A 14,722-nucleotide genomic window follows, 5' to 3' on the forward strand; every position below is an offset into this window, starting at 1 on the left:
TACGCTTCACAGCGTTTATTTGAACCCCGCCACCGCATGTGGCACATACAGTTCTTCGAGCCGGCGAACTTCGTCGTCACTGAGCTTCAACGAGAGCGCCGCAACCGCATCGTCGAGATGATGCAGTTTGGTAGCACCAACAATCGGCGCGGTAATCGGCTTCTTCTGCAGCACCCACGCTAGCGCAACCTGCGCGCGCGGCACGCCGCGCTCTTTCGCGATCTCGCTGACCCGCTCGACGATGCGCCGATCCGCTTCCTGCGTGTGCGCGTACAGCGTGCGGCCGAATTCATCGGTTTCCGAGCGCGCGCTTTCGGTGTCCCAGTCGCGCGTCAAGCGTCCGCGGGCAAGCGGACTCCACGGAATCACGCCGATGCCTTCGCTTTCGCACAGCGGCAGCATTTCGCGCTCTTCCTCGCGGTACAGCAGATTCACGTAGTTCTGCATCGTCACGAAGCGCGTCCAGCCATTGCGCTCGGCCACCTGCAGCGCCTTGGCAAACTGCCATGCGTACATCGACGACGCGCCGAGATAGCGCGCCTTGCCGGCTTTCACGACGTCGTGCAGCGCTTCCATCGTTTCTTCGATCGGCGTGCCGTAGTCCCAGCGATGGATCTGATACAGGTCGACATAGTCGGTACCGAGCCGCCGCAGGCTGTTATCGATCTCCGCCATGATCGCCTTGCGCGACAGCCCCGCGCCGTTCGGGCCCGGATGCATGCGGCTATTGACCTTGGTGGCTAGCACGATCTCATCGCGCTTCGCAAAGTCCTTCAGCGCACGGCCGACGATTTCCTCGCTGGTGCCGTCCGAATAGACGTTGGCCGTGTCGAAGAAGTTGATGCCGTGATCGAGCGCCTGCTTGATGAAAGGCCGCGCGGCTTCGTCGTCGAGCGACCAGGGGTGCGTGCCGCGCGAAGGTACGCCATAACTCATACAGCCGAGACAGAGACGCGATACATCGAGGCCGGTGCGGCCGAGTTTCACATAATCCATCGTGTTGCTCCTATAGTGAAGCGCACAAACCCGCTGCGAGGGAAGGAAGTTCGATTATAGGGAAACGACAGCAAGCGCGTCGTCACAGGCCGCACCGCTTTCGATCGCTTCAATGCAAATGCGCCCGCGAAGCCACTTCGCGGGCGCATGACGCCGAGTGCCGTGAACGACAGCCAACGCTCAATGCTGTACCGGGCGATACGGTGTCCACACGGGCGTGTCGGTATTCCAGTTGTCGAGTTCCGATGGTGTCATGATGTGCTCCTCGATGAAGAGGCGCGCAGTTTTGCGCCGCAAGCGCGCCGGGTTCTGAATCAACTTCTTCTAACTCGTTACTGGCCCTCCGCAACGCGCGTCACTTCGCCGTTCGTTCCTTCCTGCAACGCGATGCGCGCGGCTTGCGTCTGGCCGATCAGGCCTTTGTCCGGATACGAGGTGCGATTCAGTGAGGGCAGCGAGCCGTCGCGATACGCGGCGACCAGTTCGGCCTTGACCTCGGCGCGTGTCTTCGTGCTCGCGCTCGGCGCCGGTTGCGTGTCATACGTTCCCGCGCGGCCGATACCGCCGCCGCCTTGCGCAAATGCCGGAACGCTGACGAGCAGTGACAGAGCGAGGCCTGCCAACAGATTGCGTTTCATGATTCACTCCTGTCGATTCATTGGCAGCGCGATGGCGCCGCGACAGGGTGAAATGTAGACGTCGACGCGGTATGGATAAATCGCGGTTTTGCGAAATGAATTGTCGCGATTCAGGAACAATCGCGAGCGAGGCTTCATCGGGGCCGTGCGATTGCACGGTTGCCGCGGCATTGGCGCCGCGGCTGGAATTCACTGTTTCACTTCCCGTACTTCATGCGACCCATTCGGTCATCACCGGCGTGTCGAGTGCCGGCGCGGACTCGCGCTGCTCGAATGTGCGCTTCGTGCAGGTGGCGTCGAGAGTGCCGCGTCCGCTCAGCAATGGGCAACGATCGAACAGCTCCGCGATCCAGTCTACGAAAACGCGGACTTTCGGCGACAGATGACGACTGTGCGGATAGACTGCCGAAATCGGCATCGGCAAGGGTTTCAAGTCCGGCAGTACTTCGACGAGCTGACCCGAGCCCAGATGCGGCAGCACCATGAAGCGCGCCGGCTGAATCAGGCCGAAGCCTTCGAGTCCGCAGGTCACGTAGGCATCCGCGTCGTTGACCGACACGATGCTTTTCATCTTCACTTCCACTTCGTTGCCGTTCACCAGGAACGCCCAGTCGAGCGTGCGTCCCGTGCGGCTCGAGAAGTAGTTGACGGCTTTGTGATTGTCGAGATCTTCGAGCGAAGCGGGCACGCCCGCGCGCTTGATGTAGTCGGGCGACGCGCAGGTCACGCCCTCGAACAGACCGATGCGGCGCGCGACCAGCGACGAATCCTGCAACGCGCCGACACGCACCACGCAATCGACACCTTCTTGCAGCAGATCGACGGGCCGGTCGGTCAGGCCCAGTTGCAGATCGATGTCCGGATAGCGCGTGTGGAATTCGCACAGCGACGGAATGACGAGCAGACGGCCAATCGAGCCCGGCATGTCGATGCGTAGCTTGCCGTGCGGCTTCTTGTTGCCGCTCTGGAAACTCGCCTCGGTCTCTTCGACATCCGCGAGGATGCGCACGCAGCGCTCGTAGTACGCGGCGCCATCGGGCGTCAGCGACAGACGGCGGGTGGTCCGGTGCATCAGCCGCGTGCCGAGAAACGCTTCGAGGTTCTGAATAATCGTAGTAACCGATGCGCGCGGCAGGTCGAGCGTTTCCGCTGCGCGGGTAAAGCTGTTGGTGTCGACGACGCGCGTGAACACTTGCATGGCCTGAAGCCGGTCCATTGCAAACCTCCAGAAGGGGCTGGTGCACAGGCGGGAATGGAGTCCGCGAAAACAATCACAACGGGATTGTTCAAAGGCACCGAATTGTGTTGCCGGATTATAGGCATTTATTTGCGAGTCTGCCGAACCCACAATTCGCACCATTGAAGTTCTATGCGCATTTGCGCGGCTCGACATGGATGCATTCAAATCGCCGTACCCGCCTTTTTCCACCGGCGTTTCCGCCGAAGACACTGGCGCTGAGGCCAACGACCCGACACTTGAAGTCACCGACGTGGATATCGATGGGTACGCTCAACCCATTACGTTGCGGCTGTATCGGCTGACGAAAAAAACCGCGTTGCCGGTGCTGCTTTATTTTCACGGCGGCGGTTTTACGAAGGGTTCGATCGAGTGCGCGGACTTCGCCGCGCGGTATTTCGCAGAACATTTACCGGCGCTCGTGGTGTCGGTCGGCTATTCGCTCGCGCCGCGGTTTCCGTTTCCAGCCGCGCCGGAAGACGCGCATCGCGCGGCGCTGTGGGTGCAGACGCGGGCGCGGGCGTTTGGTGGCAATAGCAGAAAGATCGGCGTGGCGGGCCATGACGCGGGCGGCCAACTCGCCAATTGTCTTGCGTTCATCGCGCGCGATCGTGGCGACGTGCCGATCAGCGCGCAGGCGCTGTTCGGCCCGATGCTGGATCCGAGCCTGACGCGGCTCGGCGACGAGCAGCGGCTCGGTTCCGACATCACCGCGCGCGAGTGCGCCGCGTGTTATCGCGCGTATCTGCCGCAAGCGTCTCAGCGCATGCATCCGTATGCGGCGCCGCTCGAATCGTCGCGGCTCGCCGGCTTGCCGGCCACGCTGATCGCGACCGCGCAGAACGACGTGCTGCACGTCGAGGCCGAGAAGTATGCAAGCAATCTGATCGACGCGGGCGTGCAGACCCAGGTGGTGCGCTTTCCGAGCGTGTCGCACGCGGCGCTCGCCGATCATCCGCCCGCTTTGCAGGAAGCGGTGCGCTTTTTCCAGTGGCGCTTCGACGCGCGCGCTCATCGATAAACAGAAATTCAATCAACGATACCGGGAGCTACACATGACTATCCTTCCTCTTTCCCGCCGCCGCGTGGCGTTAGCCGCCGTGGTCGTCGTCGTCCTTGCGGGGCTTGGCACGTTTGGCGCGATTCGTGTCGATGCGAGCTCGCCGGCCGCCCCCACCATCGTGCCGGAAGTGGACGTGGCGACCGTCGTGCAGAAGACGATCACCGACTGGCAGTCTTATTCGGGCCGTCTCGAAGCCGTGCAGAAAGTGGACGTGCGTTCGCAGGTGCCGGGCACGATCGTGTCAGTGAACTTCAAGGACGGCGCGCTCGTGAAGCAGGGCGACACGCTGTTCGTGATCGATCCGCGTCCGTACGCGGCCGAAGTCGATCGCGCGCAAGCGCAGCTCGCGGCCGCGCAGGCACGCACCGGCTACACGCAAAGCGACTGGGAACGCGCGCAACGGCTGATCGTCGACAACGCGATCGCCAAACGCGACTACGACGAGAAGCAGAACGCCGCGCGCGAGGCGAGCGCGAACCTGAAGGCCGCGCAAGCCGCGCTGGAAACCGCGCGCATCAATCTCGGCTACACGAAGATCGTCGCGCCGGTGTCGGGCCGCGTGTCGCGCGCGGAGATCACGGTCGGCAACGTGGTGTCGGCGGGCGCCAGTTCGGTGCCGCTGACGACGCTCGTGTCGGTGTCGCCGATCTACGCGTCGTTCGACGCGGACGAGCAGACCTACCTGCAATACCTGAGCCGCGCGAAGGACGGCAGCAAGGTGCCGGTCGAACTCGGTCTCGCCGATGAATCCGGCTACTCGCGCAGCGGCACGATCGAGTCGGTCGACAACCGGCTCGACACGTCGTCGGGCACGATCCGCGTGCGCGCGAAGTTCGACAACGCGGACGGCGCGCTGATTCCGGGCCTCTACGCGCGCCTCAAGGTGGGGGGCAGCGCACCGCATCCGGCGCTGTTGATCGACGATGCTGCGGTCGGCACCGACCAGGACAAGAAGTTCGTGCTGGTCGTCGATCAGGGCAACCACGTCGTTTATCGCGGGATCACGACGGGTTCGATGCAAGGCAATCTGCGCGTCGTCAAGGACGGTTTGAAGCCGGGCGATCGGATCGTCGTCAACGGCGTTCAGCGTGTGCGTCCCGGCGATACGGTCCGAGCGCACATGGTGCCGATGACGACCGACGACGACCCGAACAGCGCAGCGCTCGCGCAGTCGCGTGCCAAGGCCGAGGCCGGCGCGAAAGGCAATTCGTGAGCCGCATGCTCCAACGCGCATGCTCCAACGTTAAGAGCTTCCAATGAACATATCCAAATTCTTCATCGATCGCCCGATCTTCGCAGGCGTGCTATCGGTATTGATCCTGCTCGGGGGCATCATCTCGCTGTTCAAGCTGCCCATTTCCGAGTATCCGGAAGTGGTGCCGCCTTCGGTGGTGGTGCACGCGCAGTATCCGGGCGCGAATCCGAAGGTGATCGCCGAGGCGGTCGCCGCGCCGCTCGAAGAGCAGATCAATGGTGTCGAGAACATGTTGTACATGCAGTCGCAGGCGAATAGCGACGGCAATCTGACGCTGACCGTCACGTTCAAGCTCGGCACCAATCCCGACCTCGCGACGCAGCTCGTGCAGAACCGCGTCAATCAGGCGCTGCCGCGTCTGCCGGAAGACGTGCAGCGGCTCGGCGTGACGACGATCAAGAGTTCGCCGACGCTGACGATGGTCGTGCACCTGATCTCGCCGAACGATCGCTACGACATGACGTATCTGCGCAATTACGCGCTGCTCAACGTGAAGGATCGGCTCGCGCGGATTCAGGGCGTCGGCGAAGTGCAGCTGTGGGGCTCGGGCGATTACGCAATGCGTATCTGGCTCGATCCGCAGAAAGTCGCGCAGCGCGGTCTCACGGCGACCGAAGTCGTCAACGCGATCCGCGAGCAGAACATCCAGGTCGCGGCCGGTGTGATCGGTGCGTCGCCGTCGGTGCCGGGCACGCAGTTGCAGTTGTCGGTGAATGCGCGCGGCCGTTTGAAGACCGAGGGCGAATTCGGCGACATCATCGTGAAGACCGCGCCCGACGGCGGCGTGACCTATCTGCGCGATATCGCCCGGATCGAGCTCGCGGCGTCGGAATATGGCCTGCGTTCGCTGCTCGACAACAAGCCCGCGGTTGCGCTCGCGATCAACCAGGCGCCGGGTGCGAACTCGCTCGCGATTTCAGAGCAGGTGCGCGCGGCGATGAAGGAACTCGCCGAAGACATGCCGGCCGGCGTCGAATACCGGATCGTCTACGACCCGACGCAGTTCGTGCGTTCGAGTATCGAGGCGGTGATCCATACGCTGCTCGAAGCGATCGCGCTGGTCGTGATCGTCGTGATCGTGTTCCTGCAGACGTGGCGCGCGTCGATCATTCCGTTGATCGCGGTGCCGGTGTCGATCGTCGGTACGTTCTCGCTGCTGCTTGCGTTCGGCTTCTCGATCAACGCGTTGTCGCTGTTCGGCATGGTGCTCGCGATCGGTATCGTGGTCGACGATGCGATCGTCGTGGTGGAGAACGTCGAGCGCAACATCGAAAGCGGGCTCAGTGCGCGCGATGCGACCTACAAGGCGATGCGCGAAGTGAGCGGGCCGATCATCGCGATTGCGCTGACGCTCGTCGCCGTGTTCGTGCCGCTCGCGTTCATGACGGGTCTCACGGGCCAGTTCTACAAGCAGTTCGCGATGACCATTGCGATCTCGACGGTGATCTCGGCGTTCAATTCGCTGACGCTGTCGCCGGCGTTGTCCGCGCTGCTGCTGCGCAGCCATGGCGAGAAGGAAGACTGGCTGACGCGTGTGATGAATCGTGTGCTCGGCGGCTTCTTCAAGCGTTTCAACAAGGTCTTTCATCGCGGTTCGGAAGCGTATGGCCGCGGGGTGAGCGGCGTGCTGCGCCGCAAGGGCGCGATGCTCGCGGTGTACGCGATCCTCGTCGGTGCAACCGTGTTGATGGCGCGGGTCGTGCCGGGCGGCTTCGTGCCCGCGCAGGACAAGGAGTATCTGATCGCGTTCGCGCAGTTGCCGAACGGTGCCTCGCTCGATCGCACGGAGAGGGTGATCCGCGATATGAGCGCGATCGCGCTGAAGCAGCCGGGCGTGGAAAGCGCGGTGGCCTTCCCTGGTCTGTCGGTGAATGGCTTCACGAATAGTTCGAGCGCGGGCATCGTGTTCGTCACGCTGAAGCCGTTCAAGGAGCGCGGCAACAAGAAGCTCTCGGCAGGCGCGATTGCCGGTGCGCTGAACCAGCAGTACGGCGCGATCAAGGACTCGTTCGTCGCGGTGTTCCCGCCGCCGCCGGTGCTGGGGCTCGGCACGCTCGGCGGCTTCAAGATGCAGCTCGAAGATCACGGCGCGCTCGGTTACGCGGAACTCAACAAGGCTGCCGAAGCATTCGTGAAGCGCGCGGCGCAAACGCCCGAACTTGGGCCGACCTTCTCCAGCTATCAGATCAATGTGCCGCAACTGAACGTCGATCTCGATCGCGTGAAGGCGAAGCAGCTCGGCGTGCCGATCACGGACGTGTTCGACACGATGCAGATCTATCTGGGCTCGCTGTACGTGAACGACTTCAACCGCTTCGGTCGCGTGTATCAGGTGCGCGTGCAGGCGGATGCGCCGTTCCGTCAACGCGCCGACGACATCCTGCAACTGAAGACGCGCAACGCGGCGGGCGAGATGGTGCCGTTGTCGTCGCTCGTCACGGTGACGCCGACCTACGGACCCGAGATGGTGGTGCGCTACAACGGCTACACGGCGGCCGACATCAACGGCGGCCCAGCGCCCGGCTTTTCGTCGGGACAGGCGCAGGCCGCGGCCGAACGCGTGGCCGCCGAGGTGCTGCCGCGCGGCGTGAAGCTCGAGTGGACCGACCTCACGTATCAGCAGATCCTCGCCGGCAATGCGGGCATGTGGGTGTTCCCGATCAGCGTGCTGCTCGTGTTCCTCGTGCTCGCCGCGCTGTACGAAAGCCTGACGCTGCCGCTCGCCGTGATCCTGATCGTGCCGATGAGCGTGCTGTCCGCGCTGACCGGCGTGTGGCTCACCGGTGGCGACAACAACATCTTCACGCAGATCGGTTTGATGGTACTGGTGGGCTTGTCCGCGAAGAACGCGATCCTGATCGTCGAGTTTGCGCGTGAGCTCGAACACGACGGACGCAGTCCGCTGCAGGCCGCGATCGAAGCGAGCCGTCTGCGTCTGCGGCCGATTCTGATGACGTCGATCGCCTTCATCATGGGCGTGGTGCCGCTGGTGTTGTCGAGCGGCGCGGGCTCGGAGATGCGTCACGCGATGGGCGTCGCGGTGTTCTTCGGCATGCTCGGCGTCACGCTGTTCGGCCTGATGCTGACGCCGGTGTTCTATGTGGTGCTGCGTTCGCTCGCGGGCGGGACGATTCGCGTCGCGCAGAAGGATGCGCCGCGCTACGGCGCGCCCGTTACGGACGCCTGAGGAGAAAACAACAATGAAACGCTTTGAATCTCGCTTTGAATCTCGCTTTGTATCTTTGCGCGGATGGGGCCGCGCGGCCGCGAGCGGTTTGCTGATCGCGCTGCTGGCCGCTTGTTCGGTCGAGCCGACGTACAAGCGGCCCGACGTCGATACGCCGGCGGCGTTCAAGGAAGCGCCCGCGATGGCGACGTCGGCTGCGGCGGCGTCAAGCGTGGCGGCTGGTTCGGCCGCGTCGGCGCAAAACACCGGTACGTGGAAGCCGGCCCAGCCCGCCGACGACGCCCTGCGTGGCGAATGGTGGAAGGTTTTCGGCGACCCGCAGCTCGACGCGCTCGAAGAGCAGGCCGCCGCCGCGAACCAGGACCTGAAGGCCGCAGCCGCGCGCGTGCAGCAGGCGCGTGCGGTCACGCAGGCGGCGAAGTCCGACTGGTTCCCGAAGCTCGACGCGGGCTTCGGCCCGACCCGGGAGCGTGCGTCGGCGGCGTCGCAATTCCTGCCGGACAGCGCGGGCGGCACGACGGGCACGATCTGGCGCGCGCAGGTCGGCGCGTCGTATGAGGCGGATCTGTTCGGGCGGGTCAGCTCGAACGTGAACGCGTCGCGCTCGGACGAACAGCAGAGCGAAGCGCTGTTTCGCTCGGTGCAACTGTCGTTGCAGGCCGACGTCGCGCAGAACTACTTCCAGTTGCGCGAGCTCGACACCGACCAGGATCTGTATCGCCGCACCGTCGCGTTGCGCGAGGACACGCTGAAGCTCGTCGAGCGGCGCTTCAAGGAAGGCGATATCAGCGAGCTGGATCTGTCGCGCTCGCGTAACGAGCTCGCGAGCGCGCGTGCCGATGCGGTCGGCGTCGCGCGGCAACGGGCGGCCTCGGAGCATAGCCTCGCGATTCTGCTCGGCAAGCCGCCCGCGGATTTCTCGTTCGCGGAACAACCGCTCGCGCGGGTGGCGGTGCGCGTGCCGCCGGGTTTGCCGTCGGCGCTGCTCGAACGCAGGCCGGACATCGCGGCAGCCGAACGCGCGATGCAGGCAGCGAATGCGCGCGTCGGGCTCGCGAAGTCGGCGTTCTTCCCGAAGCTCGACATCACGGGCGCGTTCGGCTTTGAATCGGCGACGCTCGGCGATCTGTTCATGTGGTCGAGCCGCGCGTTCATCCTCGGTCCGTTCGCGGGTACCGCGCTGACGGTGCCGATCTTCGACGGCGGCCGCCGCAAGGCCAATCTCGCGCAGGCCCGTTCGAAGTACGACGAGGACGTCGCGCAATATCGCCAGCAGGTGCTCGTGGCGTTCCGTGAAGTCGAGGACAATCTTGCCGATCTGCGCTTGCTCGACGATCAGATGCGCGAGCAGAACGACGCGGTCGATGCGTCGCAGCGCGCGGCGCATCTGTCGCGCACGCAGTACACGGAGGGCGCGGTCAGCTATCTCGACGTGATCGATGGCGAGCGGCAGGTGCTGCAGTCGCAATTGCAGGCGAGCCATCTGGCGGGCACGCAGGCGGTCGCGACCGTGAATCTGATTCGCGCGCTCGGTGGCGGTTGGGGTGATGTGACGGCGGGGGATACGGCGGTGGGGGCGGCGCCGGTGCCGGTTGGTGCTTCCGGCGGCGCGGCGGCTTCGCTGGCTGCGGCTTCCGGCTCTGCGGCCGGAGCCGCATCGGTTTCAGCGCAGCAGCAGGTGGCGAAGCGCTGAATTCCTGAGCCTGTTGGCAAGCGCTTCATCGACCTCATCAACGACGCTTGGCATTCTCGGCGCGACGGTGATGCCGCATAACCTGTATCTGCACTCGTCGATCGTGCAGACCCGCACGGTGAAGCGCGATCCGGCCAGCATCCGCTCGGCGATCGGCATGTCACGCATCGACACGATTGCATCGCTCGTGATCCCGGCGCTGATCGGTGTGCGGATGCTCGGCAATGGCGCGGTTGGCCAACTGCTCGTCGCGAGTCAGGTCGTGCTGAGCCTGCAACTGCCGTTCGCGCTGTATCTGCTGATCCGCATGACGAGCGACCGATCGCTGATGGGCGAATTCGCCAACACGCTGCCGACGCGCCTGCTCGTGTGGACGCTGTTTGTTGCGATCAGTGCGGCGAATCTGTGGCTCGTTGCCCAGACGGTGGGGCTGGCCGGTTGATCTGAACGACCGGTATTCGGCACGCCGGTTTGCCCGGCGCGAAGGCGAAAAAAATCCGCGCAGTTCAATCGCTGCGCGGAATCATGTGAGCTTCGGTTCGAATCGGGTCGAGCGCGTCTCGCGACGGCGAATCGATCGGTCAAGCGGCCTGCGCAACCTGCGCCGCATCGAGCGCTTCCCGGCGCGCGGCTGCTGCCTTCTTCGTCTTGCCGGCACGCGACGGCGGCTGGCAGGCGCCGCACACGACGTTGTGCTGCAGGTCGTGCTTGTGCGCGACGAACTTGCCGGTACAGCGGCAGCATCTGGTCAACTGCAGGATGTCGGCGTCGAAGAAACGCACGAGCGTCCACGCGCGCGTCAGATCGAGCACCGGCTCGGTTTCGCTGTGCTGACAGTGTTCGAGATACAGCCGATAGCCCTTGGTCAGCGCATCCAGATGCGAGCAGCGCGCTTCGTTCTTGAGGAACAGGTACGTGTTGTAGAACAGCGACGCGTGAATGTTCGCGAGCCACGTCATGTACCAGTCCGCCGAGAACGGCAGCATGCCCTTGGGCGGCGATACGCCCTTGACCTCGCGATACAGGCGGATCATACGGTCGCGCGACAGCGTCAACTCGCTCTCGAGCACCTGCATGCGGGCGCCGAGCTCGATCAGTGCGATCGCGCGAAATACTTCCTGTGCATCTTCGGTCAGGCTTCGCTTGAGCATTGCAGTCCCCTCGATCAGGCAAATTGCTCGGCGGGCTGGCCTGCAAGCAGGATCGCCGTGTGGGTCGGTGCAATTGCGGTGTGCTTCGTCGTTTGGGTCAACGCCGACAGCATCGCGTGGTCGTTGAAGCGGAAGAAGCACAAAAGTTGGTCGGAAGCGGCCAGCTTGACGATTTGCGCGAGCGACAGCCCGGCAAGCAAGTCAGCCAGTTCCGACGACAGTCCCAGCCGGAACATTCCGACCGGTTTGTCCTCGCGCAACATGCGTTGCGCGAGCATGATGTAAGACAAGTTGATCTCGCGGATTGAATCCAGCGTCTCGCTGCTACGGTCCATTATGTCTGTTTCCGAAGCCCCGAATTACTATGTCGGCTTTGCGCCGTTATGTCTTTTCTGCCTCGCCGGCAACGTGGCCTCCGGCTATATGTTGCTATCTGCTACAGACAGCGAACATTTGATACAAGACGTTACATTTCGTAACAGCTCGGACGAATTGTATGAAGGCTAAAACCAGAAATCAACCCTTCTCAAAAAAATATCTCAAAAAACTACATCATTTTTCGGTAAGTTTTTCACGCCATTGTAATGAATGATGCCAAGTGAATTTATAGCCTTTTGACACTGGCTTCTAATCCATGAAAACCCTTGCTGGATGGGAAGTCTGCGCGATTGTCAGAGGCGTGCGTCCGCACCGCGCGGCGATCGGTAAACTTGTTTTGGATTAGAAAGGAACAGATAGCGATGGAATATACGGTAATAAATACTCGTGCTGGGCGGCGCGTGAGGGGCGGATGGAGCCTGTAACCGTATGAAGCGTCCCCCGTTACAAACTACGCAAACGAGGGCCGGATTTGTAACGGCTCGATGAGGAAGGGCAGCCGGTCTGTCGCACGCGTTCGACCCCGAGACCGAACAGCGGTCGCAGACGCGTACCGATCACGTTGCGGACGGAGGCTGCGAGAAGCCAGTGCCGTGCAGGCTGTCTGACACGATGTCGGTGCGATAGGACGACATTACAACGTTGACGAGGGGCCGGGAATGGCCGCAAGGAGGCGTCGTCAATGATTCCCGGGGGCGCTACGCGAGGAATCGCGCCATCAGATCCTCGTCATGGAACACCCCGTCGACGTTCAAGGCGCCGACTTCGCACCCATATTTGCGAAAGCCGAGCGATTCATACAGCCTGCGCGCCACGTCGTTGCGGCTACCCACGGTTAGCTGCACCTGTCGCAAACCGTCGACGCGCGCCGCGCGCGTCAGCAACTCGCCGAGCAGCGCGCGCCCGACCCCACGACCAGCCGCTTCCTGTGCGACATACATGCCGACCACGTTCGCCTTGTGCCGCTCCTTGTGGGCTTTATTACGCAGCAGACCGACGACGCCGATCAGCGGAGCGTCGGCCGACGCATACGCGCCAAGCAGAAACGTACCTTCCGTCTCCGAGCCCTGCAGTGTCGCGTCATGCTGCCCGGCGCCTTTCGCCAGCGCTTCGTCGTGGCTTTGTCCGAACGAAGCGGGGTGCGCCTTCAGCCCGCGCAGACGAAGCTGGAAATAGGCGTCCCGGTCGGCGGGTCCGAGTTGGCGGATCAACAGGGTGTCGGCGTTGACGGACATCTCACTTATTCGTGGCGAGTGGAGTGGAGGTACGCGAGCGGCTAGCCGCGCTGGTGTTCGGCAAATTCGCGCAGCGCCGACGCGGTTTGCTGATCCGCCGGAAAGAACGCCTCGATGGCGAGTTCCGACAGCGTAACGTCCACGGGCGTGCCGAACACCGTGGTGGTGCTGAAAAACGACAGCACGCCAAGCGGCGTACGCAGCCGCAATGGCACGGCGATCTGGTTGAGGACTGCATCGTCCAGCGTCGAGGCGTCTGCGTCCGGCGGCGCGGGGTAGCCGGCCAGTTCGTCGCGCAGTGCGCTCAGCGTGTCGTCGCCGCTGACGTCGATCTGCCGTTGCAGGCGGCCCAGCACATGCTCGCGCCACGCATGCCAGTTGACGATCGACGCCGCAATGCCTTGCGGATGCAGACTCAGGCGCAGTGCGTTGACCGGTGGCTTCAACAGTTCGGGACTCGCGCCGCTCAACAACGGCGCAATCGCATTGTTGGTCGCGACGATGGTCCAGTGCCGGTCGATCGCGAGGGCCGGGTAGGGCTCATGTCCTTTGAGCACCAGTTCGACGGCTTCGCGCGCGGCGGCGAGCTGCGGGTCGGAGAGGGCACGTTCGCGAAACAGCGGCGCGTAACCGGCCGCGACGAGCAGAGCATTGCGCGCGCGCAACGGCACGTCGAGGCGCTCGGCGAGATGCATGACCATTTCCCGGCTCGGTAGCGCGCGCCCCGATTCGACAAAGCTCAGATGGCGGGTCGAAACGTCAGCCTCCGTGGCGAGCAGCAACTGACTCATGCGCCGCCGCTGACGCCATTCGCGGAGAAGTTCGCCGACCGCCCGAGTGCCGATCGGCGCGGATGATGGAGCCGCTTGTGCAATAGAGAGTGTGTTCATGCCACCGATCATAGTCAAAGCGTGCAAGCAATCGATTACCTGAGAGGTAATGCCCCGCCAATTTCAGTCAACGAGACGCGTGCCCGGCTCAGGCGGGAGCCAGGCGCAACGGCACGGCGGTGAATTTGACGCCGATCGCACTCGCCAGTTTGAGGACCGTGTCCATGCGTGGCTTGGAGCCGGGCGCGAGTGTCTTGTAGAGGCTTTCGCGGCCCAGGCCCGCTGCCGCGGCGATCTTCGTGATGCCGCGTGCCTTGGCGATATCCGCGATGGCGGCGAGCAGCAGATCGGAGTCGCCTTCGTCGAGGGCGGCGTTCAGATAGGCCGCGACCATTTCGTCGTTGTCGAGGTACTTCGATGCATCGAAGCGTGCCGTTTTGATCTTGCTCATGACCGTTCCTTTCTGATGGTTGTCCACATTGCTCCGGCATGCCTGATATCCGCCTGCTGCGTGGACTTGTTACCCCCGCAGAGCAGCAGATACATCATGCGTTCCTCGCGCGCGTAGTAGACCCGGTAACCCGGCCCGCAATCGATGCGCATCTCGAACACGCCGTTTTCCAGCAACTTCGCGTCGCCGAAAAGCCCGCGTTCCGCGCGGCGGATCCGCACGAGAATTTGCGCCTTCGCCTTGAGGTCGGTGAGGCCGTGAAGCCAACGGTCGAACTCTTCGGTGCGGTTGATCGTGTACACGCGCGGTGTTTCGATCTGCGGATGATTGTATCTCCGGGGATACGGTCGTGCAAGCGCGAAAAGCGTCTCGATAAAGCGGTCCAAGCGGCCCTCCTGTTCATTGCATTGCCCGCCTCGCGATGTCGTCGGCGGGCTTCGATGAGTCACTTGAGGTTAGCGGTGCGAAGGTTTTTTGACGACTCGGCCGAATGACCTATTTGGCGAGAAAAACAGTGAAAAGCGCTGCGTGACAGCGAAGGCTGCATCCGCTTGATTACCTCTCACGTAATCGACGCAATGCACGCGAGCCGTCAATCTTCATTCCGA

The 14,722-nt window shown here is 63.2% G+C and carries 14 protein-coding genes and 1 pseudogene; 5 read left to right on the plus strand and 10 right to left on the minus strand.

What is annotated here, in order from left to right:
• Positions 1 to 15: 15 nt before the first annotated feature.
• The 4 genes from OKW27_RS11590 to OKW27_RS11605 form a co-directional block, all read right to left on the minus strand.
• Complete coding sequence (locus tag OKW27_RS11590; RefSeq protein WP_018423448.1) at positions 16 to 996, minus strand: aldo/keto reductase; 981 nt, start codon at positions 994 to 996, stop codon at positions 16 to 18.
• Between the two features lie 180 nt (positions 997 to 1,176).
• A complete protein-coding gene (locus OKW27_RS11595; protein ID WP_018423447.1) occupies positions 1,177 to 1,314 on the minus strand; it encodes a hypothetical protein in 138 nt (45 codons plus the stop codon).
• A 14-nt stretch (positions 1,315 to 1,328) separates the two neighbouring features.
• Positions 1,329 to 1,634, minus strand: coding sequence for a DUF4148 domain-containing protein (locus OKW27_RS11600; RefSeq protein WP_090807054.1), 306 nt, complete (start codon positions 1,632 to 1,634; stop codon positions 1,329 to 1,331).
• Positions 1,635 to 1,845: 211 nt separating this feature from the next.
• Positions 1,846 to 2,850, minus strand: coding sequence for a LysR family transcriptional regulator (locus OKW27_RS11605; protein WP_018423444.1), 1,005 nt, complete (start codon positions 2,848 to 2,850; stop codon positions 1,846 to 1,848).
• 175 nt (positions 2,851 to 3,025) lie between these two features.
• Between OKW27_RS11605 and OKW27_RS11610 the strand changes: the two genes are divergently transcribed.
• The 5 genes and pseudogenes from OKW27_RS11610 to OKW27_RS11630 form a co-directional block, all read left to right on the plus strand.
• Positions 3,026 to 3,892 (plus strand): alpha/beta hydrolase, encoded by an 867-nt coding sequence (locus tag OKW27_RS11610; protein ID WP_090807050.1) that lies wholly within the window; start codon positions 3,026 to 3,028, stop codon positions 3,890 to 3,892.
• Between the two features lie 34 nt (positions 3,893 to 3,926).
• Complete coding sequence (locus OKW27_RS11615; protein ID WP_184054203.1) at positions 3,927 to 5,147, plus strand: efflux RND transporter periplasmic adaptor subunit; 1,221 nt, start codon at positions 3,927 to 3,929, stop codon at positions 5,145 to 5,147.
• A gap of 43 nt (positions 5,148 to 5,190) precedes the next feature.
• Complete coding sequence (locus OKW27_RS11620) at positions 5,191 to 8,376, plus strand: efflux RND transporter permease subunit (protein ID WP_429333542.1); 3,186 nt, start codon at positions 5,191 to 5,193, stop codon at positions 8,374 to 8,376.
• A gap of 13 nt (positions 8,377 to 8,389) precedes the next feature.
• Positions 8,390 to 10,069: an efflux transporter outer membrane subunit gene (locus OKW27_RS11625; RefSeq protein WP_429333543.1), complete on the plus strand. Its 1,680-nt coding sequence runs from the start codon at positions 8,390 to 8,392 to the stop codon at positions 10,067 to 10,069.
• A gap of 10 nt (positions 10,070 to 10,079) precedes the next feature.
• A pseudogene (locus OKW27_RS11630) lies at positions 10,080 to 10,511 on the plus strand (divalent metal cation transporter); the annotation flags it as partial.
• Between the two features lie 139 nt (positions 10,512 to 10,650).
• On the opposite strand, the gene flhC reads toward OKW27_RS11630, so the two are convergent.
• From flhC to OKW27_RS11660, 6 genes are all read right to left on the minus strand, one after another.
• Positions 10,651 to 11,220 (minus strand): flagellar transcriptional regulator FlhC, encoded by a 570-nt coding sequence (flhC, locus tag OKW27_RS11635; protein ID WP_018423439.1) that lies wholly within the window; start codon positions 11,218 to 11,220, stop codon positions 10,651 to 10,653.
• Positions 11,221 to 11,234: 14 nt separating this feature from the next.
• Positions 11,235 to 11,555 (minus strand): flagellar transcriptional regulator FlhD, encoded by a 321-nt coding sequence (flhD, locus tag OKW27_RS11640; RefSeq protein WP_090807045.1) that lies wholly within the window; start codon positions 11,553 to 11,555, stop codon positions 11,235 to 11,237.
• Positions 11,556 to 12,296: 741 nt separating this feature from the next.
• Entirely contained in the window at positions 12,297 to 12,833 is a 537-nt protein-coding gene (locus OKW27_RS11645) for a GNAT family N-acetyltransferase (RefSeq protein ID WP_090807044.1), read from the minus strand.
• A 41-nt stretch (positions 12,834 to 12,874) separates the two neighbouring features.
• Positions 12,875 to 13,723, minus strand: coding sequence for a helix-turn-helix domain-containing protein (locus tag OKW27_RS11650; protein WP_429333544.1), 849 nt, complete (start codon positions 13,721 to 13,723; stop codon positions 12,875 to 12,877).
• Positions 13,724 to 13,811: 88 nt separating this feature from the next.
• Positions 13,812 to 14,114 carry an addiction module antidote protein gene (locus tag OKW27_RS11655; RefSeq protein ID WP_090807042.1) on the minus strand — a complete coding sequence of 101 codons (303 nt, stop codon included), beginning with the start codon at positions 14,112 to 14,114 and terminating at the stop codon, positions 13,812 to 13,814.
• A complete protein-coding gene (locus tag OKW27_RS11660) occupies positions 14,111 to 14,500 on the minus strand; it encodes a type II toxin-antitoxin system RelE/ParE family toxin (protein ID WP_429333545.1) in 390 nt (129 codons plus the stop codon). Before OKW27_RS11660 ends, OKW27_RS11655 begins: the two co-directional genes overlap by 4 nt.
• Positions 14,501 to 14,722: the final 222 nt, after the last annotated feature.

It is taken from the genome of Paraburkholderia sp. 35.1, assembly GCF_050436525.1.
Taxonomy (GTDB): domain Bacteria; phylum Pseudomonadota; class Gammaproteobacteria; order Burkholderiales; family Burkholderiaceae; genus Paraburkholderia; species Paraburkholderia tuberum.

Excerpts from the sequence above, each read along its gene's own strand:
- OKW27_RS11590 (WP_018423448.1), bottom strand. The coding sequence starts at position 996 with ATGGATTATGTGAAACTCGGCCGCACCGGCCTCGATGTATCGCGTCTC.
- OKW27_RS11600 (WP_090807054.1), bottom strand. The coding sequence starts at position 1,634 with ATGAAACGCAATCTGTTGGCAGGCCTCGCTCTGTCACTGCTCGTCAGC.
- OKW27_RS11605 (WP_018423444.1), bottom strand. The coding sequence starts at position 2,850 with ATGGACCGGCTTCAGGCCATGCAAGTGTTCACGCGCGTCGTCGACACC.
- OKW27_RS11610 (WP_090807050.1), top strand. The coding sequence starts at position 3,026 with ATGGATGCATTCAAATCGCCGTACCCGCCTTTTTCCACCGGCGTTTCC.
- OKW27_RS11615 (WP_184054203.1), top strand. The coding sequence starts at position 3,927 with ATGACTATCCTTCCTCTTTCCCGCCGCCGCGTGGCGTTAGCCGCCGTG.
- OKW27_RS11620 (WP_429333542.1), top strand. The coding sequence starts at position 5,191 with ATGAACATATCCAAATTCTTCATCGATCGCCCGATCTTCGCAGGCGTG.
- OKW27_RS11625 (WP_429333543.1), top strand. The coding sequence starts at position 8,390 with ATGAAACGCTTTGAATCTCGCTTTGAATCTCGCTTTGTATCTTTGCGC.
- flhC (WP_018423439.1), bottom strand. The coding sequence starts at position 11,220 with ATGCTCAAGCGAAGCCTGACCGAAGATGCACAGGAAGTATTTCGCGCG.
- flhD (WP_090807045.1), bottom strand. The coding sequence starts at position 11,555 with ATGGACCGTAGCAGCGAGACGCTGGATTCAATCCGCGAGATCAACTTG.
- OKW27_RS11645 (WP_090807044.1), bottom strand. The coding sequence starts at position 12,833 with ATGTCCGTCAACGCCGACACCCTGTTGATCCGCCAACTCGGACCCGCC.
- OKW27_RS11650 (WP_429333544.1), bottom strand. The coding sequence starts at position 13,723 with ATGAACACACTCTCTATTGCACAAGCGGCTCCATCATCCGCGCCGATC.
- OKW27_RS11655 (WP_090807042.1), bottom strand. The coding sequence starts at position 14,114 with ATGAGCAAGATCAAAACGGCACGCTTCGATGCATCGAAGTACCTCGAC.